Source organism: Bacillus carboniphilus, from assembly GCF_020524035.2.
In the GTDB taxonomy this organism is placed as follows: Bacteria; Bacillota; Bacilli; order Bacillales; family JAIVKR01; genus Bacillus_CC.
Map to the genome: position 1 here is coordinate 34,231 of NZ_CP129013.1, position 26,256 is coordinate 60,486.

General features: G+C 35.4%; 26 protein-coding genes and 1 riboswitch. Of the genes, 11 read left to right on the plus strand and 15 right to left on the minus strand.

The window, feature by feature from the left end; all coding sequences use genetic code 11:
- Positions 1-4: 4 nt before the first annotated feature.
- Genes LC087_RS00225 through LC087_RS00240 form a run of 4 tightly spaced genes read right to left on the minus strand, consistent with a single transcriptional unit; the run spans position 5 to position 4,893 of the window.
- Positions 5-1,621, minus strand: a complete 1,617-nt coding sequence (locus tag LC087_RS00225; protein ID WP_226539463.1) for an ABC transporter ATP-binding protein — start codon at positions 1,619-1,621, stop codon at positions 5-7.
- Entirely contained in the window at positions 1,549-2,469 is a 921-nt protein-coding gene (locus tag LC087_RS00230) for an energy-coupling factor transporter transmembrane component T (protein WP_226539461.1), read from the minus strand. Before LC087_RS00230 ends, LC087_RS00225 begins: the two co-directional genes overlap by 73 nt.
- Positions 2,469-3,248 carry a DUF4430 domain-containing protein gene (locus tag LC087_RS00235; RefSeq protein ID WP_226539459.1) on the minus strand — a complete coding sequence of 260 codons (780 nt, stop codon included), beginning with the start codon at positions 3,246-3,248 and terminating at the stop codon, positions 2,469-2,471. Before LC087_RS00235 ends, LC087_RS00230 begins: the two co-directional genes overlap by 1 nt.
- A gap of 1 nt (position 3,249) precedes the next feature.
- Positions 3,250-4,893, minus strand: coding sequence for a DUF4430 domain-containing protein (locus LC087_RS00240; RefSeq protein WP_226539457.1), 1,644 nt, complete (start codon positions 4,891-4,893; stop codon positions 3,250-3,252).
- A gap of 165 nt (positions 4,894-5,058) precedes the next feature.
- A riboswitch (cobalamin riboswitch) is annotated at positions 5,059-5,258 on the minus strand.
- 357 nt (positions 5,259-5,615) lie between these two features.
- On the opposite strand from LC087_RS00240, the gene LC087_RS00245 reads away from it, so the two are divergent.
- A complete protein-coding gene (locus LC087_RS00245) occupies positions 5,616-6,683 on the plus strand; it encodes an undecaprenyldiphospho-muramoylpentapeptide beta-N-acetylglucosaminyltransferase (protein WP_226539455.1) in 1,068 nt (355 codons plus the stop codon).
- A 230-nt stretch (positions 6,684-6,913) separates the two neighbouring features.
- Here LC087_RS00245 and LC087_RS00250 read toward each other — a convergent pair whose 3' ends face one another.
- The gene (locus LC087_RS00250) at positions 6,914-7,399 is read right to left on the minus strand and encodes a GyrI-like domain-containing protein (RefSeq protein WP_226539453.1); all 486 of its coding nucleotides are present in this window, start codon (positions 7,397-7,399) and stop codon (positions 6,914-6,916) included.
- Positions 7,400-7,513: 114 nt separating this feature from the next.
- Between LC087_RS00250 and LC087_RS00255 the strand changes: the two genes are divergently transcribed.
- Entirely contained in the window at positions 7,514-8,458 is a 945-nt protein-coding gene (locus LC087_RS00255; RefSeq protein WP_226539452.1) for a helix-turn-helix transcriptional regulator, read from the plus strand.
- Here LC087_RS00255 and LC087_RS00260 read toward each other — a convergent pair.
- Entirely contained in the window at positions 8,455-9,990 is a 1,536-nt protein-coding gene (locus LC087_RS00260) for a multicopper oxidase family protein (RefSeq protein ID WP_226539509.1), read from the minus strand. The genes LC087_RS00255 and LC087_RS00260 overlap by 4 nt on opposite strands.
- A 111-nt stretch (positions 9,991-10,101) precedes the next feature.
- On the opposite strand from LC087_RS00260, the gene LC087_RS00265 reads away from it, so the two are divergent.
- The 4 genes from LC087_RS00265 to LC087_RS00280 all read left to right on the plus strand — a co-directional run bounded on the left by LC087_RS00265 (position 10,102) and on the right by LC087_RS00280 (position 15,649).
- Positions 10,102-10,401 (plus strand): MazG-like family protein, encoded by a 300-nt coding sequence (locus LC087_RS00265; RefSeq protein WP_226539451.1) that lies wholly within the window; start codon positions 10,102-10,104, stop codon positions 10,399-10,401.
- A gap of 716 nt (positions 10,402-11,117) precedes the next feature.
- Positions 11,118-12,692 carry a peptide chain release factor 3 gene (locus tag LC087_RS00270; protein WP_226539450.1) on the plus strand — a complete coding sequence of 525 codons (1,575 nt, stop codon included), beginning with the start codon at positions 11,118-11,120 and terminating at the stop codon, positions 12,690-12,692.
- A 106-nt stretch (positions 12,693-12,798) separates the two neighbouring features.
- Positions 12,799-14,583: a S9 family peptidase gene (locus tag LC087_RS00275; RefSeq protein ID WP_226539449.1), complete on the plus strand. Its 1,785-nt coding sequence runs from the start codon at positions 12,799-12,801 to the stop codon at positions 14,581-14,583.
- Between the two features lie 283 nt (positions 14,584-14,866).
- On the plus strand, positions 14,867-15,649 hold the full coding sequence (locus LC087_RS00280; RefSeq protein ID WP_226539448.1) for an MBL fold metallo-hydrolase: 783 nt from the start codon (positions 14,867-14,869) through the stop codon (positions 15,647-15,649).
- Between the two features lie 18 nt (positions 15,650-15,667).
- On the opposite strand, the gene LC087_RS00285 is transcribed toward LC087_RS00280, so the two are convergent.
- The 4 genes from LC087_RS00285 to LC087_RS00300 form a co-directional block, all read right to left on the minus strand.
- The gene (locus tag LC087_RS00285; RefSeq protein ID WP_226539447.1) at positions 15,668-16,081 is read right to left on the minus strand and encodes a hypothetical protein; all 414 of its coding nucleotides are present in this window, start codon (positions 16,079-16,081) and stop codon (positions 15,668-15,670) included.
- Positions 16,082-16,329: 248 nt separating this feature from the next.
- Positions 16,330-17,115, minus strand: a complete 786-nt coding sequence (locus tag LC087_RS00290) for a GNAT family N-acetyltransferase (RefSeq protein WP_226539446.1) — start codon at positions 17,113-17,115, stop codon at positions 16,330-16,332.
- Between the two features lie 91 nt (positions 17,116-17,206).
- The gene (locus LC087_RS00295; RefSeq protein WP_306019798.1) at positions 17,207-17,419 is read right to left on the minus strand and encodes a YdcF family protein; all 213 of its coding nucleotides are present in this window, start codon (positions 17,417-17,419) and stop codon (positions 17,207-17,209) included.
- Positions 17,416-17,817 (minus strand): YdcF family protein, encoded by a 402-nt coding sequence (locus tag LC087_RS00300; RefSeq protein ID WP_306019799.1) that lies wholly within the window; start codon positions 17,815-17,817, stop codon positions 17,416-17,418. Before LC087_RS00300 ends, LC087_RS00295 begins: the two co-directional genes overlap by 4 nt.
- A gap of 230 nt (positions 17,818-18,047) precedes the next feature.
- Here LC087_RS00300 and LC087_RS00305 point away from each other — a divergent pair, with 230 nt between their 5' ends.
- The 4 genes from LC087_RS00305 (at position 18,048) to LC087_RS00320 (ending at position 20,578) form a co-directional block, all read left to right on the plus strand.
- Positions 18,048-18,287, plus strand: coding sequence for a hypothetical protein (locus LC087_RS00305; protein ID WP_226539444.1), 240 nt, complete (start codon positions 18,048-18,050; stop codon positions 18,285-18,287).
- Between the two features lie 287 nt (positions 18,288-18,574).
- Entirely contained in the window at positions 18,575-19,507 is a 933-nt protein-coding gene (locus LC087_RS00310; protein ID WP_226539443.1) for an alpha/beta hydrolase, read from the plus strand.
- A 23-nt stretch (positions 19,508-19,530) separates the two neighbouring features.
- On the plus strand, positions 19,531-20,166 hold the full coding sequence (locus LC087_RS00315) for a dienelactone hydrolase family protein (RefSeq protein WP_226539442.1): 636 nt from the start codon (positions 19,531-19,533) through the stop codon (positions 20,164-20,166).
- The gene (locus LC087_RS00320) at positions 20,156-20,578 is read left to right on the plus strand and encodes a DUF1801 domain-containing protein (protein ID WP_226539441.1); all 423 of its coding nucleotides are present in this window, start codon (positions 20,156-20,158) and stop codon (positions 20,576-20,578) included. Before LC087_RS00315 ends, LC087_RS00320 begins: the two co-directional genes overlap by 11 nt.
- Positions 20,579-20,590: 12 nt before the next feature.
- Here LC087_RS00320 and LC087_RS00325 read toward each other — a convergent pair whose 3' ends face one another.
- The 3 genes from LC087_RS00325 to LC087_RS00335 are packed head-to-tail and all read right to left on the minus strand — an operon-like array spanning position 20,591 to position 23,624.
- On the minus strand, positions 20,591-21,994 hold the full coding sequence (locus LC087_RS00325; RefSeq protein ID WP_226539440.1) for a sensor histidine kinase: 1,404 nt from the start codon (positions 21,992-21,994) through the stop codon (positions 20,591-20,593).
- Positions 21,991-22,674 (minus strand): response regulator transcription factor, encoded by a 684-nt coding sequence (locus LC087_RS00330; RefSeq protein ID WP_226539439.1) that lies wholly within the window; start codon positions 22,672-22,674, stop codon positions 21,991-21,993. The genes LC087_RS00325 and LC087_RS00330 overlap by 4 nt, the downstream gene beginning before the upstream one ends.
- A complete protein-coding gene (locus LC087_RS00335; protein WP_226539438.1) occupies positions 22,674-23,624 on the minus strand; it encodes a YncE family protein in 951 nt (316 codons plus the stop codon). The genes LC087_RS00330 and LC087_RS00335 overlap by 1 nt, the downstream gene beginning before the upstream one ends.
- A 157-nt stretch (positions 23,625-23,781) precedes the next feature.
- Between LC087_RS00335 and LC087_RS00340 the strand changes: the two genes are divergently transcribed.
- A complete protein-coding gene (locus LC087_RS00340) occupies positions 23,782-24,516 on the plus strand; it encodes a FixH family protein (protein WP_226539437.1) in 735 nt (244 codons plus the stop codon).
- A 166-nt stretch (positions 24,517-24,682) separates the two neighbouring features.
- On the opposite strand, the gene LC087_RS00345 is transcribed toward LC087_RS00340, so the two are convergent.
- Both LC087_RS00345 and LC087_RS00350 read right to left on the minus strand, forming a co-directional pair.
- Positions 24,683-25,336, minus strand: a complete 654-nt coding sequence (locus LC087_RS00345) for a spore coat protein (RefSeq protein WP_371932673.1) — start codon at positions 25,334-25,336, stop codon at positions 24,683-24,685.
- Positions 25,337-25,438: 102 nt separating this feature from the next.
- Positions 25,439-26,185: a class I SAM-dependent methyltransferase gene (locus LC087_RS00350; protein ID WP_226539436.1), complete on the minus strand. Its 747-nt coding sequence runs from the start codon at positions 26,183-26,185 to the stop codon at positions 25,439-25,441.
- Positions 26,186-26,256 lie beyond the last annotated feature (71 nt).

A 26,256-nucleotide genomic window follows, 5' to 3' on the forward strand; every position in this document is an offset into this window, starting at 1 on the left:
ACCATTATTTCACCACGTCTTTCCAATTTAATGCGTACGGAAGTTGTTTCCTAACCATTCGGTTTATAGGTGTGGTATAAAAAAAGTTGTCTGCAAAAAATGGACGAACGTAGTCTCTGGAAACAATCATTCCATCAAAAAGAATACAGCATTGATCCATATAGGTAGCAGTAAATTCGATATCGTGAGTGGCAATCACAATGGTTTTTCCCTCTGCAATTTTTTTGCGGAAAAGCTGACCAATCTTCATTTTTATGACGGGGTCCATCCCTTTTGTTGGTTCATCAAGTAATAAAACATCTGAATCAGCCATCATGGCTAAACAAAGGACAAGGAGCTGCTTTTCTCCTCCGCTTAAGTCGTATGGGTTATGGTTTAAGACGTTTTGTAAATGAAACTCTTTAATAAAGGGATCGATATGATTGATGCATAAATGTTTTGCTCTTTGCGCAAGTTCTTCATAAACCGTAAATTGCGAAAAGTGGTTCTCAGGATTTTGAGAGACGTAGCTTACTAAGGTATTGAAATCTTTTCGTTTGTTAATCGATTTTCCGTGTAAGTGTACTTTTCCTCTTCTTGGTTTTTGTAAGCCGGCAAGAAGTGTAAGTAAGGTTGATTTTCCAGAGCCATTTTGTCCAAGCAGGCTTACACCTGTTCCTTTAGAAAACGAAGTAGATAAATCATCAAGAATATACGGTTGATTTTTTTCATATTGAAATGAAAGGTGGCTGACGCGTAACACTTCCTCTGTTTGTTCTTTACTATTTGATGATAACGGTTTTGTTCTAATTAGGTTCGAATTTACCAATTTTATGCCTTCTTTTACTTGGAGAGGGATGGGGGAAAGACCCATTTCGTACCCTAAGCGTGGAATACTAGGAATGTAATTGACATATGGTTTTCCTTGCTTCCAGAGCCAATTCAATACGTCCAAAGTAGAACTGTACACTTCTATCTTTCCATTATTCATAAAGATGAGTTTGTTTGCTAAGGAGATGACTTCATCTAATTGGTGTTCACATATAATAATGGTGGTTCCTAACTCGTCATGAATTCGTTTCAAAACAGTCAAGAACTCTTTTGTTGCAATCGGGTCTAATTGTGCTGTAGGCTCATCTAAAAGTAAAATTTTTGGATTAAGGATCAAAAGAGATGCTAAATTAACCAATTGTTTTTGTCCTCCAGATAACGTATGAATAAATTGATGGAGAATATGCTGGAACCCAAGGAAATTCGTGATTTCGGCAATCTTCTTTTGAATCGTAAATGTATCTAAACCAATATTTTCTAAAGTGAAAGCGAGTTCTTGAATAACGGTATCCATGACAAGTTGATCGTTTGGGTTTTGAAATAAGTAGCCAACTTCTTTAGCGGCTTGAAGGTCGGGTAGCGATGAAATATCTTGATCGAACAAATGAATCGTACCCGTTCGTTTTCCGATTGGTAAAAGCTCTTTTTTAAAATGTTTAAGAAGCGTGGTTTTTCCTGAACCAGAAGGACCAATCATCACGATGAAATCTCCTTCTGCCACTTCTAAAGAAATTGAGTCTAATGTTTTGTTTTCTTCGTCGGGATAGCTGAAATGGAGTTCTTGTATTTTTGCCATTTCCACCATAACCATTCCTTTCCTTCTATCCAAATAGGGAAACTAATAAATAGAAAAAAGAACCCTAATAGGATGTATTCATACGTTGTTAATGTGATAGGCTCTAGTGTTGGGTAAATATCAAGTTTCCCTAGATTAAAAATGGACCCTAGGATACAAATGATCCCTATGAACGTTAAGAAAAAGAACCAAGACCAATCATTTTTGGTCATCCGATAGCGCACATATGTACTTCTTTTTGTTGTGCCATAACCTCTTGCATGCATAGAATCAGCTGTTTGTAAGGCATGTTCAAAAGAATGAATGAGTAGGGCTGTAAGAAGACTTGTCCCTTTTTTAATTTTAGATTGTATCTTTTTTTTAGAAGTAGTATCATCCTTGCCAACTGAATGATGAATCAACATTAGCTGCTGTAAATGCCTTAGAAAGGAAGGGACAAAGCGAAACGTCATCATCACTAAAAGGGCTACTTTTGGTAACACTCTTGAAAATAAATAAAGAAACTGATGGCTACTCATCAATTTATTATAAGATGAAAAAGCGAGTGTGATCGAAACGAGTGATAATCCCATCATCATTCCATACATCACTGCTTCCAATGTAACAGGATTAGAGCGAATATAAAAGAGAATCGTAGTTCCGCGATGAGAAAGTAGGGGGTTAATTAGGGCAATGGTCATCCCCATTAACAAAATAAATAACAGTCTCTTTAAGCTATGACGATCTCGATGAAAAAATTGTAATGATAGTAAAATGATAAAGGAAGTACAAAGAAAATAAGGGTGAAGAAAAAGTAAGCAAAGGATCATCACCCCAATAAAATAAACCGCTAAAAGAAGCGGATGAAAAAGCTGGAAGGTCATTAAGACCCTCCGCCGATGTCTTTCCCTAGGTCTTCTGTGTAAAACCATTCAACATAATCCCCTTTTTGTAAGGTTACCGCACCAGCACTTTTGTTTGGAAAGGTCCCATTGACTCGGTATTTCCAGCCGCTATAAGGACCATAATCAAATTCATATAAATTATTGATCCCTTTAATATAGACCGTACTGCCCGATCCTGAATACTCCAGCTGCATGTTCTGTTTTTTTGTAGCTGCTACAAGTATATTAAAAGCTGTATCCCCATCTTCAATCGTAATTTCAGTTTTACTTAAAATGGTTCCTATATCCGAGTGTCCCACAATTTTAGTGTAGGCTGTATTGGTTTGTTTCTCTTCAACAGGCTTTTTTGTTTTTCCTTCGGTTTTTTCACTTTTAGCAGAAGGAGATGAAGTAGCCTTGGTTGACTCAGTTTCTTTTTGTTTTTCTGACTCGGAAGCTTTAGTATTTGATTTGCTTTTTTCTTCGTTTGGTGCACGTGTAGTTGTAGAACTATCACTCTTTTTCTCGACTTCATTTTGTGAATGGGTCTCTATTTTTGATTTCTGTTCTGATTGAGGCTTTTCCTCATTGGTTGAGTCTGATTCTGATTCATTTTTTGTTTCTTTTTCTATTTGTTTTTCATCTTTTATTTCTTCTTCATGACTTATTTCTTCTGTTTTAGGCTCGTTTTTTTCGGTTTCTACTTGCGTTGTTGAAAAACATGCGGTTAATAAAAATGATAGGGAAAGGATTGTTAATAATTTAATTGTACTTTTCAATCTACTCACCCTTTTGTATGGATTTTAAACGAAGTCTAACCATACCGATTGTAATGAACAAGAGACCAAATAAGAAGATATTCATGTTGTTTGTGGCTGTATCAGGTAGTCGATTACCCTCTGATTTTGTTTTTTCTTCTTTTGTGGTTTCTTCTTCTGATGTTGTCGTGGATTCAGTTTTCTCTTCTTTGGTTTCATTATTTTCCGGAACTTCTTCTGTTTGTTCTGGTTCTTCTATTTCAATAGGCTCTCCAGCTTCATCCCAAGCAAAAATAGACCCTTTCCCATTTATGAAGTAATCGTATTGAATGAGAGCGTATAAGGCTTGCTCTGTTGCAAATGAACTGACTTCTGAATCTTCTTTTATCCATTTATAACCCCCATTTTCTAATTGATAAGTGAGTAAATGATCGATAACGGATTGGTTGTTCTTAGTATAAGGGTCTTTATGAGTATCAATACCGACTGCTGATAAGCCCATTAAAACTTGGGCTGTACTTAGTGAATTTTCTTGATCATTTGAAATAAACCCGCCAGCATCTGTTTGAATCGATTGTATAAAAGTGGTTGCTTTTTCAATCCCATTTTTTACTTTTTGATGATTTTGATAAGGAGCAAGTGCGGTTAATACCATACCTGTCATATCAGGATCACTTTCTTCATCCATATTTCCAGAAAAGGACCATCCACCATCTGTATGTTGTAGGGATAAGATGCTATCAATTAATTGATCACGATTCCATAGGGCATCTTCAGGTGTCTCATAGTTTTTACTATCTAAAGCAATGAGTGCATACGTATAATGATTAATTAATTGGATCGTCTTGTCATTATACAATTTTTCAATTAAGTTTTGTTCTGCGAAATCAGTGGGGTCACCGTTAAGGGCGATAATTGTTAAGATTGTTTTCTGAAGTTCTGTATGATTTAAACGTTGGCTTGTTTCGACTCTCTCTACTAAAGAAGTAAGATATTGTTTTTTCACATCTGTTGGCACTTTAATACCAGAGCGTACGACCCCAATGACCTCCCAATCTGAATTTAGACCATTTTCAAGGACGTAGGTTGCCGTCTGCTCTAAGGATGTCTGAATATCTTTACGAGAAGTGTTCCCTACTACTGGTTCTGTTTTCTTTTCTTCTGTTGGAGAAGGTTCTTCCTCAATTTCAACAGGTTCTTCTTTCGGAACTTCTTCGCAAGTTCCAAATTCATTTAAGCTGTCTTGGACTGTTTTATCGGTTAGGTCTTCTCCCCAATCAAGCGAATAACGGTAAGAGATTTGATCACCAGATTGTACTTCATATGAACCAGCACCAACCCTCGGCATTTCATCATTTACGTAGTATAACCAGCCGCTCTTCTCACCACGGTCTAAAGCCTTTAAACCGTCAATACCCGAAATGTAAACCCAGTCTCCTGATCCAGAAAATTCAATGTTCTCTTCGGTAAATTCATTGATTAACAGATCTTGAGCTGTTTCTCCTTCTTCATATGTCACTTCTTTCGGACATAAAATGACGCCACGTTCATTATCGCCAATTACGACTAATGTCGCCGTGTTTTCTGCTGCTGAGACAGGTAATAGATTACTAAACATGAAAGCAAACAGGAATGTTATCATTGTTAATATCGTTCGTTTTTTCATTTTTACACCTCTTATAGTATATTTTATTTCTTTAAAAAGGTCGTTGATCATAGTTGATAATAAATAAGTCCATAAAAAAAACACCCTTCCTTGGGTGCAATCGACGACGACTTTACGAAACGCAAAGCTATTTTTTGCACACCTCCCTAATGCCCCGTAGGAATTTCGGTGTCTTAAGAATTGGCAGGTCTCCTGACTTATGGATCAATAGTTTTTTCGCCTTCCCATTTCAAAACAGTGGCATATTGAAAAAACTTCCCCAATTACAGTGGCGGGAACCGTGTTGGAATTTCACCAAGCTTCCCTTTTAAGGAAGAGAATGAATGTGACTACTCACTCCTTCCACCAACCTTAAAACATATTTGATTATGTTGATAGTTTACTATTAATAGTAAAAGGTGTCTAGATTGATCATAGAAAAGAAATTTGAAGTAGTAATTTACAATGGTTTAGCTGATGCCGATACAAAATTTAAAGGGAAATACCATAGCAATGGTTTTGTCCTCATTTACTATGAACATGGACTTTCTGGACAGCACCTTTATAATGGACTGGGAAATATCCTAACGGTTCCCATACAGAAGTCTGTGTTTCTTCTATATCGAGTCAATAAATTATTGTTTATAGTTTTTTTCTAACGTTTTCAACATAAAGGTGGTTGTGTTTCTTCTAATTTTAACACTATAATAGAATTGTTCGGGTTTTGCTTAAGGAGGATTTACATGAACAAGCATACAATCGTTTTTACTGGTGGTGGGTCGGCTGGACATGTGACACCGAACATTGCCATTATGAATGAATTAAATCGAGATAAATGGGATATCCATTATATAGGTTCACATAAAGGAATTGAAAAAGAATTAATTGAAAAGACAAACATCCCGTATCATTCCATTTCAAGTGGAAAGTTGCGACGTTACCTAGATAAAGAAAATTTAATTGATCTATTTCGAGTTGTTAAGGGAATAAGTGATGCTAGAAAGCATTTAAAAAGGTTAAAACCGGCAGTTGTATTTTCAAAAGGTGGGTTTGTCAGTGTACCAGTGGTCATCGCTGCAAGATCGCTTAAAATACCCGTTTTTCTTCACGAAAGCGACCTTACGCCAGGTTTAGCTAATAAAATTGCCAATCGTTTCTCAACCAACATCTATACTTCATTTGAAGAAGCAAGTGAACATTTCCCATCTAAAAAAACAAAAGTCGTTGGCTCGCCTATTAGAAAAGAGTTATTGCAAGGGAATGTAACAAAGGGCCTTCATTATTTAGATTTTACAACACAAAAGCCAATTATTTTAATTATGGGTGGAAGCTTAGGGGCTTCTCGTATTAATGACGTTGTTCGTAAGGCTTTACCGAAATTGTTAGATGACTATCAGGTCATTCATCTTTGTGGAAAAGGAAATTTAGAACCTACTTTAGAAGGGAAAAGGGGCTATAGACAGTTTGAATATGTATATGATGATTTGGCTGACTTATTAGCTGCTGCTGATTATGTCATTACAAGAGGCGGTTCTAATGCGATTTTTGAATTTTTAGCGTTAAAGAAGCCGATGGTCATTATTCCATTAACGTTAAAGCAAAGTCGAGGAGATCAAATATTAAATGCTAAGTCATTTGAACAGCATGGCTACGCAATGAAATTAGAAGAAGAAGAGCTTACAGTGGAATCTCTCCTTGAAAAATTGGGACTATTAAAAGAAAACCGTTCCATGATTCTTTCGTCAATGAATCGTGCAAAGCAATTGCATGCCATTGATGTGATTAAGGAAGATTTGGAGAAAGTAATCTAAAAAAGCTATTAGGATGGTTATAGAACAACCATTCTAATAGCTTTGCTTTTAAAAGATAAGCGTGTATAAACTATGTCCTTCATAAGAAAGTGCTTTCATCGTTGTTTACTCCAGCCTTCAGCAACTCCGGCGCACAACGATGTGCTAGCATCAATGTTAGCTCGCGTGTGGTGGTTAAATTTAGTTGATGTTCATTATCACTCGTTGCTGAACGGGCGCATTCGCTTTTCTTATTTTATCGGAATATAAATGTCTATAACTGATTCAGGAGATTCTGGTCCAAGAAATCTTTCATCGTATAGTTCAAAAGATGGCGTATTTAGAACCTCATAAGAAGTGGAAGGCAAGTAAGAGTTGAAAATGTCATTAAATGCTTTCCCAATTGTACTGGCAGGCCCTTTATGAGTGAAGACCAAATACTTTTGTGAAGGAATTTCTTTACTGATGAATTGATCATTTGGTAGATTGACTTGATCTACTTCAAAAGCAGCTAAATAACGAAACCCTCCTTTTTGTTCATTATAATCGTAACAAAAACCATAGGTGACTTTTGGATTGGTTTTATGGAGAATTTGCTCATGAGCTCCCATAAAGTTCATCCATAACTGATCCATCACGTTTGTTTCTTCCATTTCTTTGTTTGAAGTTTGACATTCCATCCCTACTACCACCATTTTTTCCTTTGTAACAATTTTCGGTTCTACAAGCTGTTTCATTTTTTCATTCCTCCCTTATTTAAGTTCATCTTTAGTATAGAGGATAAATATGACAACTACTGTCATGTTTATTTGATAAAGTTATAATTAAGTAAAAAGATGTGAGGTGAGCGTGTGAACAAGTCGAAACGGCTAGTAGATTTAATTATGGTCATTAATGCAAAAAGACAGTTTACAGCTAAAGAATTAGCAGAAGAAATGGACGTATCCATTCGAACGATTCAACGTGACTTACTTGATTTGCAGGAGCTTGGTGTTCCGATTTATTCGCAGCCAGGGGTCGGCGGTGGGTATCGTATATTAAAGGAGAAAATTCTTCCACCCATTTCATTTACAGAAGATGAAGCAATCTCCATGTTTTTTGCAAATCAATCGTTACAGTTTTATCAAGACCTTCCTTTTGACACAGATGCCAAGCAGGCATTAAATAAATTCCATCATTATTTATCGAATGATATAAAGAAGAAAATTGAGCAGCTCAAAAAACGGTTTGTTTTTTATACACATGAGAGACATAGAAAATCGCCCTTTTTACGATTATTGTTAGAAACCTCTATAAATCAACGTGTCTTAGAGGTGACCTATGAATCGGTGACAGAAACGACGAAACGTAACATTCAGCCAATAGGGATATTTGCTCGAAACGGCTTCTGGTACTGTCCGTCCTACTGTTTCAACAAACAAGAAGTGAGGTTGTTTAGAGTGGATCGTTTTTTATCGGTTGACGTGTCACACGAGATAGAACCAGTTGATTTAAATGGTTATACAATCGAGAATTGGTTTAGCTCATTTAGTAAATCGGAAGAGCTTCACTTAAATGTTCGTTTAACAAGAGAAGGAGTAAAAGTATGTGAGAACGATCCTTATTTAGAAACAAAACTAACCATTCATGAAAATGGTACAGGTATATTAAAAACAGATGTTTCTTCTAAAAACCTTGATTATTTCGCTAACTTTTTTTTAAGTCTTGGAACTCATGCTAAAATACGGGAGCCACAAGAGCTCATAAACGTTATGAAAGAGAAAATAAATGAGCTCAATCGAATGTATGGTTCTTAAGAAATGACATAATAGGGACGCATCATTTCATAGTCTTCATGTTCTAAAATATGACAGTGCCACACAAATAATCCTGTATATGGACCAAAAGGAACGATGATTCGTGTGATTTCTCCTGGATTGGCTCTCACAGTATCTTTCCTTCCTTGTTCATTTAAATCTGCTTTTCGTTTAGCGCCAGTTGTTACAATTTTTCCTTTCTCTTTGTATATGTTGACATCAAAGGGCTGACGGTCCAGAAGTTGAAAACGAACTAAATGCAAATGAATAGGATGAGATTGTTCTGTTATATTGATTAAATTCCATACCTCAGTGCTCCCTAGTTTTGGTATTTCAGTTAGAGGATCACTCCATTTTTGATTGTTTAATAAGTGAATAGGGCGTTTGTACGGGTCTGTTTGCATATTTAACAGAAGGTTCCTTTGTTTGTATTGAGGTTCCTCTTTAATAATAGATTCTAGAGCTAATTGAAGAGGTACTTGACTTTGATCTTTCATCAATAAAGGTTTGTTCACTCTAAATTGCATGACCGTACATGTTGTTTCTAGATTTGGTTTATCTCCATTTGGAAAAGGGGTCTCAGCATCATTATTAATAATAATGGTTTGATTTAATTGATCGGTAAAATCAATGATAACATCTGCTCGTTCAGCAGGGGCAAGAAGTAAGGAGTAGACTTTAATAGGTGTAGGTAATAGCCCTTGATCTGTGCCAGTTTGAATGAAAGAATCCCCATTATTTAACGTTAATCTAAAAAATCGTGAATTTGATCCATTTAGAATTCTAAAGCGGTATTTTCTCGGTTCTACCTCTAAAAAAGGCCATACTTTTCCATTTACTAAAATGAAATCACCAAAAAATACACGGACTACTGAAGGATTTACGGTTTCGTTAGGTGGAGTTGTTTGAGAAGGATAATAAAGTGAGCCATCTTCATTGATAGAACGATCTTGAATTAATAAAGGGATATCATATGGTTCAGAAGGAAGATGTAAATTCTTTTCGTTTTGGTCATGAATAATATAAAACCCTGTTAATCCAGCGTAGTTATTTAAACGAGTGATTCCAATTGCATGATCGTGATACCAAAGTGTTGTAGCAGGTTGTTGGTTTGGATAGAAATAAACTTTATGTTTAAAATGGATGCCAATTTTCTCAAAACCTCTTGTGAACCAAGCCTCAGGATAGCCATCACTCCCTTCAGGTGTAACGCCTCCATGAAGGTGAACGACGGTTCGAACTTGGGGAACGTTTTTGCTAGCTCCATGAACAGTCGTGTCTATTGGAAAAAAGTGCTTCAAAGGCAACTCGTTTTTCCATAATACATAAACAGGCTGATTACGCCAAACGTGAAATGTTGGCCCAGGGTAATGACCATTAAATCCCCAAATTTTTGCGGGAGGTAAATCGCGATGAAGTTTTTGGGAATTCTCTTTCATAGATAGTTCATAATATGGAATATTGTTTATCAAACATACCGGCTGAATCGTTTCCACAAGGGGAAGAGGATCAACAAATTTTGTAAGCATTATGTACCTCCTTTTGTCATTTTACTGTATGATGAATAGAAGCGGACTATGAGTGATATATCAATCCGTTGCATGATTGAATTTGTGACATATATAATTAAAGGGGGGATGTTTATGGATATTAGAGAATTACAGCAACATGCAGTTGAATTTGTTGAAGAAAAAGGATTTGAAAGGGTATCATTTGAACAGCGCATCATGTATTTGATGTCTGAGCTAGGTGAGTTGACAGATGATTGTTTGAAGTTTCAATTTGAACAAGATGTACATAAGAAGCAAGAGATTAAAGAGAACATTGGACTTGAAATGTTTGATGTAGTTTGGAATATAGCTGAGCTAGCCAACAGGCTTGAAATTGATTTAACCGAAGCTTTTGAAAAAAAGATAATGATTAATCAAACGAGGACGTGGTAGTTACTTGTTTTGGTCTAATAAGTCTCTTCATAGACCCAATACGTGTAAAAGTAAAAGCCAAGAATGTTGTTGAATCAACATTTTTGGCCTTTCAATTTGCTCTTATTTAACTCAAAAATAGACTTTCTAGAAAGACCCTTCGCCAAAGTCATTTATTTCGTTTTTGTAAAAACATGAATTTTTATATTTAATAATGAATCTTTCCAATGCTTTTTTTAGGATTTACTTTTAGATTTGTTTGCTGATGATGTTTCTTTCCTTTCCCTCGACATGTTGGGCATGGCTTTTTAAAAAGAAGTAGTATAGATACCTTTCCTTCTCCTTGACATTTCTCACACGATGACTGAAGGTACAACCTTAAGCCCTCCTTATCTATTAAAAAGGATTGGTTTTACATTGCTGAATACCTATTTTAAGGTATGCAACCATTTCATTTTTGTTCTTTAAAGGATATTATAACTGGATACAATCCAATTCATATTACTCGTTTTATTATTTATGATTAAATTTTATGAAGTTAACAAACATTCATAACTCCGAGGTAGGTCAAAGTTGGAATTGGCATGTTGAGGTAATTATTATGTAGAAATGACTTTTTATCTGATACTCCTTATGTTTGTAGGGGTAATTTAAATGAATTCTAAATTTGTATGTGTTCTGTTTTTCCTTTGCATATGATATAGTAGTGGGATGAAGAAAAAGAGAGGAAAAGACGAATGAATAAGAAACAACAAGTAGCGGAACGAAAGACGTTTGCAATTATTTCTCACCCAGATGCAGGGAAAACAACCATTACAGAAAAGTTACTTCTCTTTGGTAACGTAATCCGTCAAGCAGGGACGGTAAAAGGAAAAAAATCGGGTAAGTTTGCGGCATCCGATTGGATGGATATTGAGAAGAAACGTGGAATCTCGGTTACTTCAAGTGTGATGAGTTTTCCGTATGAAAACTTTCATGTCAACATTTTAGACACGCCTGGACATGAAGACTTTAGTGAAGATACGTATCGAACGTTAACAGCAGTAGATTCGGTTGTGATGGTTATCGATTCGACAAAGGGTGTCGAACCACAAACGATTAAGCTGTTTAAAGTATGTCGAATGAGAGGAATTCCCATCTTTACGTTTATGAACAAACTCGATCGTGAAGGGAAAGAACCATTAGAACTTCTTTCAGAACTTGAAGAAGTTCTTGGAATTGAGTCTTATCCTATGAATTGGCCTGTAGGAATGGGGAAAAATTTCTTAGGGATCATTGATCGCTATAATGAAGAGTTTGTCCACTTTACTGGGGATGAGAAAGAAGAAAAAATGCCCCTTGAACAATTACAGCAATCTGAATTAAAAGATCATCCTCAACTCCAAAGTACAGAGGAAGAACTAATGCTTTTAGATGAAGCAGGAAATCAATTTGATGAAGAAAAAGTCATGAAGGGTGAATTAACCCCTGTGTTTTTTGGAAGCGCACTAGCCAATTTTGGAGTGCATTCGTTTTTTGATACGTTTGTCAAGTTTGCTTCACCTCCAAAACCGAGAAAAACGGATGACGGTCTTGTGTCACCTGAATCTGAAACATTTTCAGGCTATATTTTTAAAATTCAAGCGAATATGAATCCTGCTCATCGCGACCGAATAGCCTTCCTACGAGTTTGTTCAGGAAAGTTTGAAAGAGGCATGTCAGTGAAAATTACCCGTACAAATAAATCGATCAAACTCAATCAAACACAGCAATTTTTAGCTGCTAGTCGAGAAACTGTAGATGAAGCTTATCCTGGTGATATTATTGGTATTTATGATCCAAATATTTATCAAATAGGTGATACGTTAGTTGGAGGTAAAGAGTCTATTCAATATCGAGAGCTTCCGCAATTTCCATCAGAAATGTTCCGTAAAGTTCGTGTCAAAAATGTCATGAAGTCTAAGCAGTTCAAAAAAGGAATTGAACAACTGGTTCAAGAAGGTGCCATTCAATTGTTCAAGCAAGATGCAACGGAAGATATTATTTTAGGAGCTGTTGGATTACTTCAGTTTGAAGTGTTTGAATATCGAATGAAAGCAGAGTATAACGTTGATATTGAATTTACGATGCTTGGTGATAAGCTTCCTCGCTGGTTACCTGAGCCACCTGAGAATAAAAATATTTATGATTCGAGAAATATTTTAGTGAAGGATCGATATGATCGTTATGCGGTTCTTTTTGAAAGTGAATTTACGTTAAGGTTCTTTAAAGATAAATACAAAGACATTGAATTGATTGATTTGCTTGAGTCAAATGATTATAAAAGTCTATAAAGTTTGATAAGTTGTCTATTTTAGGCAACTTTTTGTTTTTAAAGTGACACTAATGTCTTTTTATAGTAAAATGATAACTGTATTGTAAAAGAGAGGAGATATATTAATGATGAAATTCCCTAGATTAGACCGCGAATCATTTTTCTTAGCCTTATCTATTCAAGATTTTTCTGTTAGTCCAGATGAAAAACAATTGATTTATTCAACGAACCTAAATGGTACCTATAACATTTGGGGAATGGATTTACCAAATCAATATCCATATCAACTAACAACGATGAACCAAGCTTGTTTTCATTTATCATTTGATAAGCAGGGCGAGTTTATTTTAACGAATTTTGATCATGATGGCGATGAAAACGAGCAAATCTATGCATTATCTAGATTAGGTGGTTCTTTAGTACCTCTTCGTAATCAAGAGGGTGTTCGTCACATGGAACCTATTTTATCAAAAGATGGGAAACGTTTATATTATACATCCAATAAAGAAAATAAAACGATGTTATCGAGCTTTGTTTATGATCTCGAAACAGAAAAAGAAAAGATGTTGTTTGATGGTAAGGAGGCTCCTACAACCTTATGTGCTGTGAGTCCTGAAGAGAAGTATTTTGTTTATTTTCTTCATTTTTCTAATACGAATAATCAATTAATAATTGATACTGACGGAGAAATTAACAATGTGTTTCCAGAAACAAAACGTGATTTCACGGTTGGTAACGTTAAATTTATTAATAATCATACATTCTATTTCACAACAAACTTTGAAGAAGATGTTTCTTATTTAGCTTCTTATGATGTGCATACAAAAACCTTTAAAAAAGTCGCTCATTTACAGGACTTTGAAATGGAAAGCCTAGATTGGGATGAAGAGAGAAATCGTTTATTTATTAGTGGAACAAGCGGTGTAGTAAGCCGACTGTGTTCATATGATTTAAAAGAACAACAGTTAAATGAAATTGATCTTCCGGTTACATTTCTTTTAAAGTTCATGGTTATGGATAGTGGGAACTGTTATGTTTTAGGTAACACTGAAACATCTCTTGGGAACATATATAGGCTTAAAGAGGGAAGTTGGACGAAGTTGACGAATCACCGGTTAATTGGGATAGATGAAAAAGCGCTACGTAAGGCAGAAACGGTTCGTTATCAATCGTTTGATGGCCTAGAAATTGAAGCGCTCTATTATAAAGCAAATCCTGAAACACACAACGGTTATACCTTGGTATGGCCACATGGAGGTCCTCAATATCATGAACAAAAAAGTTTTATTTCTTTCTTTCAATTAGCCATTTATGAAGGGTATAATCTTTTTTTACCAAACTTCCGCGGCTCAACGGGTTACGGTTTACAATTCACCAAAATGATTGAGAAAGACTGGGGACATGGTCCACGTTTAGATATGATTCATGGAATTGAATGGCTAATAGAAACTGGAAGAGCTGAGAAGGAACGAATCTTTTTATTTGGTGGCAGCTACGGAGGCTATATGTCTCTTTTGCTTCATGGTAGACATGCTTACTACTTCCAAGCAGTAGTTGATATATGTGGACCAAGTAATTTATTTTCCTTTATTAATAGTGTCCCTGAACATTGGAAGCCAGGGATGGAAGAGTGGTTAGGTCATCCTGAAAAAGATAAAGAAAAATTAACAGAGGATTCACCGATTTCGTATTTAGACAATATGACAAAACCGATGATGATTGTTCAAGGAGCGAATGATCCACGAGTAGTAAAAGAAGAATCAGATCAAATTGTTGAAAAGTTGCGCGCACAAGGAACCGAAGTTGAGTATATCGTAATGGAAGATGAAGGTCACGGCTTTAGTAAAAAAGAAAATGAAATCAAAGTGTTCAGCCGGATTTTTGACTTTTTTAAAGAGAATCAAAAATAATGTAATATCTCTTGGAAGCCACTGAAAAAAATTAATTTGTTGAAAATAACAACGAAATGAAACGAAATATAGATGTTCAAGGGAGTAAATCACTACATATTGCAGATGATTTTCTTCCTTTTTTCCTTTTAGACACTTTTTCATTGCTTTCCCTTTACAATGGGATTCTTTTTGAAAAATGATAATATTTGAAAATTTATAACTTTCAATAAAAGATATTTTTATAGTATAATAAAGGAAAAGATGGGGGTTACATAAACTATTTTGAAAAGAGGTTTGACCAATGATTCAATCGTTCGAATTAAATGTAAACACACTTGGGCCGAATATGAAAGTCTTCTTGTTTCAAGCCGATGATATGCTCATTGACTCGGGTCCGAAGCGGATGGCAAAACAAGTGCAGGAAATTTTGTCTGAACGCACGATTAATGAAGTTGTTTATACTCATCACCATGAAGATCATACTGGAAATGCTCTATGGATTGAGAAATATTTGAAGGTTTCCCAATGGATTCATCCATCGGGCGTGAAACTATGTAAGGAGAAAACAAGACTCCCCTTTTATCGTGCGATGACTTGGAATAATCGAGAAGCTTTTCATCCTCTTCCTCTTGAGCAACCGTATATAGAAACAAAAAATTATTTCTTTAAAATTGTTCATACTCCGGGACATGCGATAGACCATATTGTGTTGATTGACGAAGAACATAAAATTTGTTTTTCAGGCGATCTGTACTTATACCATTCTCCTACTGCTCATTTTTCTTTTGAATCCGTTCCAGAAATTATTCGTTCTCTTGATAAAACATTAAGCTATTCATTTCGAGATGTATATTGTTCTCATACTGGATTTATCCCAGAAGGAAGAAAACTTTTAGAATGGAAAAGGGATAACTTATTTGAATTACAAGAAAAGGTGAGAGAATCTTTTCAAAAAGGGAAAACAGAACGACAAATTAAAAAAGAGCTTTTTCCGAAAAATAAAATGTTTCAATATATATCGATGTTTGAAAATTCTCCTATGCATACGATTCGATCCATTTTAAAAGAAGCAGAGAACGTTTAATAGTCTCCGCTTCTATTCTTATCCATTCCAGTAGTACGATTCGCTGGGTTTTGACTGTTCAAACTTTTGAGGGTTATCCTCTTTTTCTGATTTTTCTTCTTTCTTTATCTCTTCGCCTTGCTTCTTTTCTTGCTTTTCAATTAGGTGAGGTTGTTTAGCAAGAGAAGATGATATGGATTCTAGTAAACTAATTTTCTTTTCCTGATTTTTAAGAAAGGAGTGAGTAATAAGAAACATGACACCAAATAGTAAGATATAAACAAATACGGACATACCATTAAATGTATAAAAGTATTGCCAAAAATCTACGTTTTCACCGTACATTTCCTGATTATCTTTCATTTCTTTATAAATTATTTGAAACATATTGAGAGCACCCGCGACACTCGAAAAAATTAAAAACAAACCAAATATAAGACTAAAGCGCTTCATGTTTGATCCTCCTTTACTGTTCCAAAAATAATTGTACCAAATGGTAGAAAAAGAGCAAGGAGATTACCAATTTTTTATGGTTTCAATGCAAAAAAGCGAGGATAATGGATTCCCTCGCTTTGACTTATGCTCACCTAACTAATCTCTACTAAACTAAAATTAATTCAATACTTAAAAGCTTTTAAGTGATAAAGTATAACCTAATTATACCTTCTAGATTACAGATGTCAATAGTATTTTCATGAGGGTTAAATTTTGTTCATTGTCCAAAAGCCGATATCCTCAAATCCGATTCTTTTGTAAATCGATCCTGCTTCAGGATTATCATAAAAAAGGCATAATGTTTTACCTTCAGTAAGTAATTCACTACAAAGATTAAGTAGGCACTCGGTTGCTAAGCCTCTACGTTTATGGTTCGGGTGTGTGCAGACAGCAACAATCATGGCTGAACTTGAGTTTTCTGCGGTTGTTGAAGCAGAACTGATCACGACCTCATTTTCTTCGATATAGAAAATTCGACTATTCCCACCTTCAATACCTTTTCTTTTTTGTTCAATGGTAGCAGTTGAAGTGAACTCTTCAATTTGTGATATAAGGTCCTGTATTTTAGGTAGATCATCTGGTGTGGCCTTTTTAATAGAATAAATCGTTTTACGATAAGTATCTTTAATCGTTTCTAATTTTGCGTAGTGCATTTTTCGTTTGCTTTGAAATGGCTTATTTATGAAAGGTTCAATTTGTGAAACCATTGAATCTAGGCCTGAGAGAATTTGAAAATCAAGGTCCGAATTAATAATCTCAGCAAAACCTTTTGCGTTGAAAGTGTGTGGTCCATAAATAATATAGTTTCCGTGATATTTTAAGAGAATCGCCACTATTTGCCCTACTTTGTTAAATTCCCCCCAAAGCTGCTGAAAGGAAGTATGATAACCATGGTTTTCAATGTCACCAATGATAAACAAATTTTCTGCAGGATGTTTTTCTAGTAAAGACATACAGAGATCGTGATCGGCTTCTGTTAACCTTCTAATCAATTGTCTCACCTCAAAAGTTTTTTAATGAAAATTATAGTCCATAGGCAAGTTTTTTACAATGTAAAAAGGCGATCTCATAATGAAGATCACCTTACTTATAGGGGACATATTTTTCTAAAGGATGAGCGATCGTATAACCAGCGTAATACACTGTCTCTTTTAAAAAGAAAGGTACTCGTGTTTTCCATGTTTCGAAAACTGTTGAAGGAGTTGGAGATGATTGAACATCCATGTTCATTGATTGAGCGATAAACATTGATCTAGCCATATGATACGGATCACTTATTAAAACAAAGCTGTTCACGTTTTTTCTTCTGCTATGAGTTGAGCATAATGTATGTTTTCTTCAGTTATTTTAGAGTCTACTTCTATTAAGATATCACTCTCTTTTACTTGATGTTCAATCGCATACTTTTGAGCCACTTCTGATTCAGACAAAGGTGCTCCTTGTCCTTTTCCCCCTGTGAAAATGATTTTTTTCACCAGTCCTTTTTCATATAAAGTAATGGCATGATTAATTCTTTCTTTTAATACAGGAGAGGGGTTATTATGATAGGCAGCTGCTCCTAACACGATCGCAGCATCAGCATTTGCTGGTAACTTGGTTTGCCCATACCTCCATACTTGAAGCGCACTAAAAGAAAAGAGTATGAAAGATAGTAAGAAAATTATTTTACAAGTTTTGATTAGATTTGGTATCATCATCGAACATCCTAGATTTTTGTTATATCTCAATAATATACATAAAAGATAAGATTGAAAAGAGTGAATTGTTGAACTGGATAGTTAACATAAATCCCGTTTGCTATATTTTTTAATAAATAACTGCGTCGCTAGACGGGCACTTGCGCTTTTCTTATAAACAATAGTATGATTTTGGTACAAACCTATGTATAATGGTAGTAAGTGAGAGAAAAAGGGGGACGAGTACATTGGATCAACAAACGTTTAAGAAAGAAGTATCCAATTTAACGATGAAACAACTAGCGAATCTCTTTGAACAACTTCAGGCTCGCTATGAACGTGAATATACCGAAATGACAGAAGAATCATTTGTTGCATATTTAATGGCTCTTTCCATCGTATACAATGAACTGTTAGATCGTAAAGGCAGTCAATTTGATCATATAGAAAAAATGTGGACACAAGTTCTTTATAGGGAAGAAGAATAAATAGAGATAGTCGTTCTGATTTTCAAACAAAAATACATCACTTCACAAGTGGTGTATTTTTGTAAAATTTTTTTACAGAGTAAAAAATATAAAAATCTGTCCTTATTCGGATGTTGCTTTTATTTTTGTCTAGCTCCATTGCCCAGCAACTCCGACACACACGATGTGCTAGCGTCAACGTTAGTTCGCACGCCGTGACTGTACTTAGTTGACGTTCCTCATCATTCGTTGCTAAACGGGCGCTAGTGCTTTTCTTAAGAACTATAGAAATAAGGATGTGTAAAGATATGAGAGTAGAAACATTTATGTTAAAAAGTGAAGAAGGTAAACAGGTTCATGCAAAAAAATGGTTATCAGATGATGGTGATGTAAAAGCGGTTGTGCAACTATCGCATGGAATGGCTGAGCATATTGAGCGATATGATGAGTTTGCTTCATTCCTTGTAAAACACGGCTATGCCGTATATGGTCATGATCATCGAGGTCATGGGAATACAGCAGAATCGACAGAAGAATTAGGACATTTTCATGATGAAAATGGCTTTTCACTAGTCGTGGAAGATTTGAAAAGGATGACAGAAATTATAAAGAAAGATTACCCAAACAAGCCCATTATTTTAATGGGGCACAGTATGGGTTCTTTTGTAGCAAGAAGATACATTCAACTGTATGGTGAACAATTATCAGGAGTGATTATATCGGGGACAGGTGGAGATCCTGGTCTAGCAGGAAAAGTAGGAAAAAGACTAGCGATGCGTGAAGCTAAAAGGAAGGGGGCGAGGGTAAAAAGCGAACGGATGGACAAATTAATGTTTGGTCGTTTTAATCAATCCTTTAAACCTAACAGAACAGATTTTGATTGGTTATCTAGAGACCACAGTAAAGTGGATGAATATGTAAATGATCCTTTGTGTGGAGAAATTTGTTCTGCTCAATTTTATCATGATTTGTTAGATGGACTACTATTAATTCATCGTGAGGAAGAAGTGAAAAAAACGCCTAAAGATTTACCTATCTTTATTTTTTCTGGTAGTGAAGACCCTGTTGGTCAAAATACAAAAGGTGTCTTAAAAGTAGTCAAACAATTACAAGAAGCGGGAGTAACTGACCTTCAGTATAAATTTTATGAAAATGGACGTCATGAAATGTTAAATGAAACGAATCGTCAAGAAGTATTTGAAGACGTGTTACACTGGCTAGACCGTCATGTGAATGAATGAAAATACGATGGGATTAATGGAAAATGAATAGTACATGCCTTAATAGAATAAAGCTAATCAATCATTCAAACATAGCAGTTGTGTTAGTTCATGAAATTTATGGAATTAATAACCATATAGAATACAAGTCCAATGACCTTTTTGAAAAAGGTTTTGATGTTTATTGTGAAAACCTTCTAAATAGACCTTCCTTTGGATATGATGAGGAGAAAGAAGCTTATCATTACTTTTATCGTGAAGTTGGCTTACAAAGAGCATATGAACAAACGTTTACTCTTGTAAAGTCATTAAAACGATCCTATCAGAAGGTGGTTATTTGGGGATACAGTGTTGGTGCCACTATCGCTTGGATGTGTAGTGAAGATGGTGAATTCTTGGATGCAGTTGTGGGCTTTTACGGTTCGAGAATTAGAGATTATAGTCGCTTGCATCCACGTGTTCCTGTGTTATTGTTTTATCCTTATGAAGAAACTTCCTTTGATGTGAAAACTTTAGTAGACATTCTGAATAAAAAAGACAAGGTCAAAGTGGATCTATTTAGTGGAGAGCATGGATTTGCGAATCCGTTTTCAAAGAAGTACGATGCTGGCGGTGAAAAAGAATCATTGGCCATAACTTTGAAGTTCTTGGAAATATGGAGGGATGAGTATGGGATATGAACTAAAAACAAAGGAAAATGACAATAATGTCACTGAATTTATTGATCAAATTGAGAAAGAAAAGAAGCGTGAGGACGCATACCAGTTATTAACTATTTTTGAAGAAACGACAGGGTTGAAAGCAAAAATGTGGGGTGAGAGTATTATTGGCTTTGGCTCTTATCATTATAAGTATAAGACCGGTCATGAAGGGGACGCCCCATTAGTCGGTTTTTCTCCTCGTAAATCTAATTTCAGCTTGTACTTTGCGACAGGCGATCCTAATCGAGAAGAGCTTTTAAAGAAGTTAGGGAAGCATAAGGCAGGCAAAGCGTGTGTGTACATTAATAAGCTTGAAGATATCGATATTGATGTGTTAAAAGAGTTTATTCATCAATCTCTTGAATTTCTTAGAAAAACGTACCCGAGTTAAATCAGGTACGTTTTACATTTCCTCATAAGGTAAGACAACGGTGAAGGTGGTACCTTTACCAAGTTCACTAAATACCTTTAATTCTCCTTCATGGAGTTGAATGATTTGCTTAACGATGGCTAAACCTAAGCCTGTTCCTCCTGTAGTTCTGCTCCTTGCTTTATCCGCTCTAAAAAAGCGTTCTCCAATATGTTTCACATCTTCTTCACTCATTCCCATTCCATAATCGATTATATTTATGAAGATGTTCTTATTTTCAAGTGTTAATTGAACGTGGATCGAACTTCCGTCATCTGAATAACGAATGGCATTTTCAATTAAGTTATATACGACTTGCATCATTCTTTCATAGTCGCCGAAAAAGATGATTTCATCATTTAGTTGCTTTTTTAAGGTCATTGACCGTTCGTTTAAGATGGGGATAAACCGTTCGATGGTATCTTCAATTAGTTGGGAGAAAACGAAAGGTTGTTTATTAATTACTTCTTTCATCTCTTCTAGTTGCGCTAGATCTAATAAATCGGTAACAAGACGTTTCATCCTATCTGTTTCTCGATCAATTAACTCACTGTATTGATTCGCTTCTTCTTTCGACTTGAATATATTTTCTTTTAAGGCATGGCTATAGCCCTTTATATATGTTAAAGGGGTGCGCAGTTCATGAGCTACGTTTGCTAAAAAGTCTCTTCGATGTTGGTCGTGTAAATGAAGAGATTCGGACATTTGATTAAAAGCCTCTGCTAGCTTACCAACCTCATCTTTTGTTTCAATGGGTACTCTTTTGGAAAAATCCCCTTTGGAAACGTTTCTTGAAAATTGAATCATCTTTTCAATAGGTGTTAACAATCTTTCTGTCATCCGATCGACGATAAAAAAAATGATGATAAAAAATAACCCACCGCTTCCAATTAAAATCGGGGTAGAGTATGTAAATACCTCCTCTATAGGTTCTAAAGGCAAGTATAAGTAAATGACTCCATGCAAAGTTTGGTTATCAAGAAGGGGGAGCACTACTCCTGTAATGGTTCGATTAAACCTTTCCTCATATCCTGTTTTTAAGAGCATCTCACCAGATAACAATGTTCGTCTTTCTTCTTCTCCAATAAGAGAATCATGACCAATCTCAAATGGGAGACAGGCACTTAATTCTCTTGGATTGTCGATGAGCATTACTTCGGATTCAGAAACGGAATTATGAAAATTTATTTTCTCTTTGAATTCCTCTGTAATAGGACCTGATTGATAGATTGCCGAAATCCTCTCCCCTTCATCAATTAACATATCTTCAACATTTTGGATATATAATTCCTGATAAAGAAAATCAATAAAGATAAAAGAAAAACCGATCGTCATTAAGACGAAGCTAAAAACAATTAAACGAACTTTGGTGTAGAGGCTGAGGGAAGATAATTTCATTCGTCGACCACAAACTTATAACCAATTCCCCAAACCGTTTTAATGATGTTTCCATTATCTTTCATTTTAAGTCTAAGCGTTTTAATATGAGTATCCACTGTTCTTGCACTACCAGAGTAATCATACCCCCAAATTTTTTCTAGAAGTTGTTCTCGGTCAAAGACTCGTCCTTTATTTTTGGCTAAAAAATGAAGGAGTTCGAATTCTTTTAGCGTTAAAGAAATGGGCTCACTATTTAATTTGACAGTCCGTCCTTCTAGGTCGAACTCTAGTCCCCCAATAGTTAATCCTTCAGATGGGTGTTTCATCACGTGAAAGCGGCGCAAAACAACCTCAACGCGAGCGACTAATTCACCTGGGCTAAAAGGCTTAACGATATAGTCTTCTGCTCCTAGTTTTAAGCCGTAAATTCGATCCCATTCGTCTCCTCTTGCCGTTAGAAAAATGATTGGAGTTTTCTCGTTTTCTAATATTTTCTCTGCAACAGTGAAACCATCCATTTCCGGCATCATCACATCAAGGAGGATTAAGTTTGGCTTAATCGATGTTACAATTTTTAAAGCTTCCTTTCCGTTAGCGGCCGTTATACAATTGTAGCCTTCTTTTAGTAAATTTAATTCAATGAGTTCTCTCATTTCCGGTTCATCATCAACTATTAAAATGGTTAATGGATTATTCATCATGTTCCCTCGTTTCGTATCAGGAGTTGAAATGGACCTTCTCCTACATCTATTTCTTTAAGAATAGTCAAATCTGTTGGATCGATTTTTAATAATTTATTGTTATCGTATAAATCAACATATAAGGAATCGTGATAATAGACGATAGAGAAAGGATTTGGTCCAATTGTTTTTGTTGATTCTATTTTATATGTCTTCATATTAATTTTAAAGAGTTGGTTTGAACCATGACTAATTACATAAACGTATTGCCCATGACTTGCAAATCCGATGGGCATCGTTCCAGCTGGAATATGGAAGAATTCTTCTCCACTAGTTATGTCATAAAGAATCACATTTTCTTGAATATGCTCTCCTTGTCCGTGTCCGCCTAACCATAGTTTGTTTTCATTCATGAACCCGTCTACGACCTTTTCATCTGTAGAAAAAGTGTTTGTCACATTTAAGTGACTTAAATCAATCACGGTCATTTTATTTTTATTATACAGACTTACAAAAAGCTTGTTTTCATGAGGTAGTAATAAAAAAGGTTTTCCCTCTACCTGAACTTCTGTTTGTTTTTGTCCGTTTAAGGAATAAAGGTCTACGGAGTTGTTCGCTTGGTTTGAAAAATAAACTGTATCGTTGTATACGATCACTTTTTCCATACCTTTTCCTATCTCCCATGAAGCGATTTGCTGTCCTGTTGATAACTGATAGATGAATGCTTGATTATTTTTGGGGTGCATAAACAAAATCTCATCATAGTTTAGTAGTACGGCATCCTTAAAAGGGTGGTCAAGCTTCCAAGTGATGACTTTGTCTTCTTGTTCATTATAGAATGTTATAGTAGAATCAAGAATATTTAAGCTAATAATAAGAGCGTTTTCTGTTTTAATAGCAGGTTGTTGCTCTGAAGAACAACCAACAAATAAACATAATATGATGATAATTAAAATCGTTTTTTTCATGCATTAACACGCACCTTTTCGGCATTCTCCTCTAACCAATCATTATAACCAAAGATTGTGAAAAAAGTTTGAAAACCTTGCTTGTTTATTTTAGATTTCACATTTTAAACACAAGTTGTTGTTATATTATGAAGAGAATCAGAAGGAGGGCAACGATATGAAAAAATGGCTTACGTTGACGATTACATGTTTAGCATTTTTTGTAATGGTCGCTTGTGGAAATAATGAACAAGAAGAAACAAAATCTGAATCGACAATACAAATGATTGAAACGGAGATCAACTTTCCGGAAAAAATCAATGTAAATGAAGAGGTAACAATATCAGCTACAGTGACTCAAGGAGAAGAAGCAATTGAGGATGCAGATGATGTGATTTTTGAAATTTGGCTTGGAGAAGAAAAAGCAAACTCTAATAAAGTGGAGGCAACTCACCAAGGTAAAGGGGTCTATTCTATTGACTACACCTTTACAGAAGCAGGTGAATATAACGTTCAAGCTCATACACAAGCGCGAGAAATGCATGTCATGCCAACAGAAGTCGTTCAAGTGGGAGAAATGGGAATGGGCAATAGTGGGGTCGCGAAGGGTGAACATGATCATCTTGGAGCAACAATGATCCATTTTATGGCGCCTGATTCTATTCAAGCAGATGAAGAAACTGAAATTATGGCTCATATAGAAAAAGATGGACAACCGATTGAGGAAGCAAATGTTCAGTTTGAAATCAGTCAATCTGGAAGTGACGACACGAAATTAGTAGAAGCAGAAGAAATAGAACCAGGGAAATATAGTGCACCTTATATATTTGATAAAGGAATGCATATGGTCAAGATTACCGTTAAAACAGACGATCTTGATGAAACAACAGAAGAAATGGTGATGGTGGAATAATATTAACCAAACCATTTATAAGGTAAATGTAAGGGATGTATGAAAAGTAATTTTTTAGACAAAATCATGATAAAAGAAAAACCCAAAAATGCTGTTATATCGACATTTTTGGGTTTTTAATTCATCCTCATTTACTATGAACATGGACTTTCTGTACAGTCCCTTACTAATGAAGGGTTTTATTTGTTTGAGCGTTTGGCATTTGTGGAGTTCCTTGGGCTTTTTGGAAACCATTCACCATGTATTGCATGTCTTTTTGTGAAAGCTGTGGCACTTGATAGTAACGGTTTTTATTTTGGTAAAGGAAAATCTCGTAAGCCATCTCAATATAGTTTGGAACAAGGGCTGCTAGCACGCGGCGAACAACAGGGTTCGTCGTTTCAACAGAAGTCATAGCTAATAGTGAAGAATTTGCTTTAATGAGCCCAAGCATATGACCGGATATGCCTCCATCCTTCACATCGGATAAAGATTGATTTGGCTTTTTAGGCTGAGTTGGCTGAACTCCATAGACGACGTCATTGCTTTCTTTCATCATATACGTAGATGTTTTTTGGTTTGGTTCTTGTCCAGTTTGAAAACATTCAACAATAATGTTGTATTGGTCTGTGATGTATTGATATTGTCTGTCTAAAATATCTAACAAAACAGAATCTGTTACGTATTGACGGAAGATCATATACGAATCAAGAATGTTGACAATTCCAGCTAGCATTTCATGTAAGTCATACACTTCATGTCCGCCATGATTCATTACATGCTGTTGATTTGGAATCGACGTTTGATTTCCTTGAGTTTGATTGGTTGCTTGTTTATTCATGTTCATCAAGATCAAGTTCCCTCCACCAAATGAATTGTGAAGTATTCCTTCACATTCAATTAGTTTGTCTTTATTCTTACTATCCATGTAGAGAACTTTTTGTTATTTATTTGCAGATATAATGAAACGGTGTTGCCTCACTTCAATATATCCAGTGGATTGGATTCTTTGATCAATCATGTTTAATTCATCCATATAATCTATTGGATCAAAGTTGATAATCTGCCATGGGATCGCCTTTAAATAATAAAGAATGGCCCCAACATCATAAAAGCGTTGTTCTGGAAACTCCTCTTTACAAAAGGTAACCGATAATCCTGCATTTTTTAGATCTTTTACTGCATTAGACAAATTCCAATTCAGATACTCTCCATTGACGGGAACACCAAACAACTTGTTAAGATCGGCACAATCGGCCCCCCCTACTTGTTGAGTGATGAATGTACCGTTATTCGTTAAAATTCTCTTTACCTCATTTACATTATAAGACTCATGACGATTAATAACTAAATCAAAGGAACTAGAAGCAAAAGGTAGGTTATGATCTCCCTGAATTTCTTTCACTTTAACACCTAAAGGCTCCAGTCTTTGTTTGGCAATTTGAACATTAGGTTTATATTGCTCAGTAGCTGCAATCTTTTTTGGGAAAGGCTGTAGAGTACTTAGTAATTCGCCCCCACCCGTTCCCATGTCTAACATGGAATTAGATCTTTGCATATAAGGAAGCACACTACTCCCATATGACCAAGACAGCATTTCTTCTTGCATTCTTCCACTATTTAAAAGACAAGAAAAGTCCCAACCAGAAAAATCTAAATTTGATAAGCGTACATATTCTTTAACATCCATTATTTGTCCTCCTCATTTTTTAATTTGAATTTTTTTAAAACGAAAGGAGGACCTCTAGCGTAAGGTTGTTA

Excerpts from the sequence above, each read along its gene's own strand:
- LC087_RS00225 (WP_226539463.1), bottom strand. The coding sequence starts at position 1,621 with ATGGTTATGGTGGAAATGGCAAAAATACAAGAACTCCATTTCAGCTAT.
- LC087_RS00230 (WP_226539461.1), bottom strand. The coding sequence starts at position 2,469 with ATGACCTTCCAGCTTTTTCATCCGCTTCTTTTAGCGGTTTATTTTATT.
- LC087_RS00240 (WP_226539457.1), bottom strand. The coding sequence starts at position 4,893 with ATGAAAAAACGAACGATATTAACAATGATAACATTCCTGTTTGCTTTC.
- LC087_RS00245 (WP_226539455.1), top strand. The coding sequence starts at position 5,616 with ATGAACAAGCATACAATCGTTTTTACTGGTGGTGGGTCGGCTGGACAT.
- LC087_RS00250 (WP_226539453.1), bottom strand. The coding sequence starts at position 7,399 with ATGAAACAGCTTGTAGAACCGAAAATTGTTACAAAGGAAAAAATGGTG.
- LC087_RS00265 (WP_226539451.1), top strand. The coding sequence starts at position 10,102 with ATGGATATTAGAGAATTACAGCAACATGCAGTTGAATTTGTTGAAGAA.
- LC087_RS00270 (WP_226539450.1), top strand. The coding sequence starts at position 11,118 with ATGAATAAGAAACAACAAGTAGCGGAACGAAAGACGTTTGCAATTATT.
- LC087_RS00275 (WP_226539449.1), top strand. The coding sequence starts at position 12,799 with ATGATGAAATTCCCTAGATTAGACCGCGAATCATTTTTCTTAGCCTTA.
- LC087_RS00280 (WP_226539448.1), top strand. The coding sequence starts at position 14,867 with ATGATTCAATCGTTCGAATTAAATGTAAACACACTTGGGCCGAATATG.
- LC087_RS00285 (WP_226539447.1), bottom strand. The coding sequence starts at position 16,081 with ATGAAGCGCTTTAGTCTTATATTTGGTTTGTTTTTAATTTTTTCGAGT.
- LC087_RS00300 (WP_306019799.1), bottom strand. The coding sequence starts at position 17,817 with ATGATACCAAATCTAATCAAAACTTGTAAAATAATTTTCTTACTATCT.
- LC087_RS00310 (WP_226539443.1), top strand. The coding sequence starts at position 18,575 with ATGAGAGTAGAAACATTTATGTTAAAAAGTGAAGAAGGTAAACAGGTT.
- LC087_RS00315 (WP_226539442.1), top strand. The coding sequence starts at position 19,531 with ATGAATAGTACATGCCTTAATAGAATAAAGCTAATCAATCATTCAAAC.
- LC087_RS00320 (WP_226539441.1), top strand. The coding sequence starts at position 20,156 with ATGGGATATGAACTAAAAACAAAGGAAAATGACAATAATGTCACTGAA.
- LC087_RS00325 (WP_226539440.1), bottom strand. The coding sequence starts at position 21,994 with ATGAAATTATCTTCCCTCAGCCTCTACACCAAAGTTCGTTTAATTGTT.
- LC087_RS00330 (WP_226539439.1), bottom strand. The coding sequence starts at position 22,674 with ATGAATAATCCATTAACCATTTTAATAGTTGATGATGAACCGGAAATG.
- LC087_RS00335 (WP_226539438.1), bottom strand. The coding sequence starts at position 23,624 with ATGAAAAAAACGATTTTAATTATCATCATATTATGTTTATTTGTTGGT.
- LC087_RS00340 (WP_226539437.1), top strand. The coding sequence starts at position 23,782 with ATGAAAAAATGGCTTACGTTGACGATTACATGTTTAGCATTTTTTGTA.
- LC087_RS00345 (WP_371932673.1), bottom strand. The coding sequence starts at position 25,336 with ATGAATAAACAAGCAACCAATCAAACTCAAGGAAATCAAACGTCGATT.
- LC087_RS00350 (WP_226539436.1), bottom strand. The coding sequence starts at position 26,185 with ATGGATGTTAAAGAATATGTACGCTTATCAAATTTAGATTTTTCTGGT.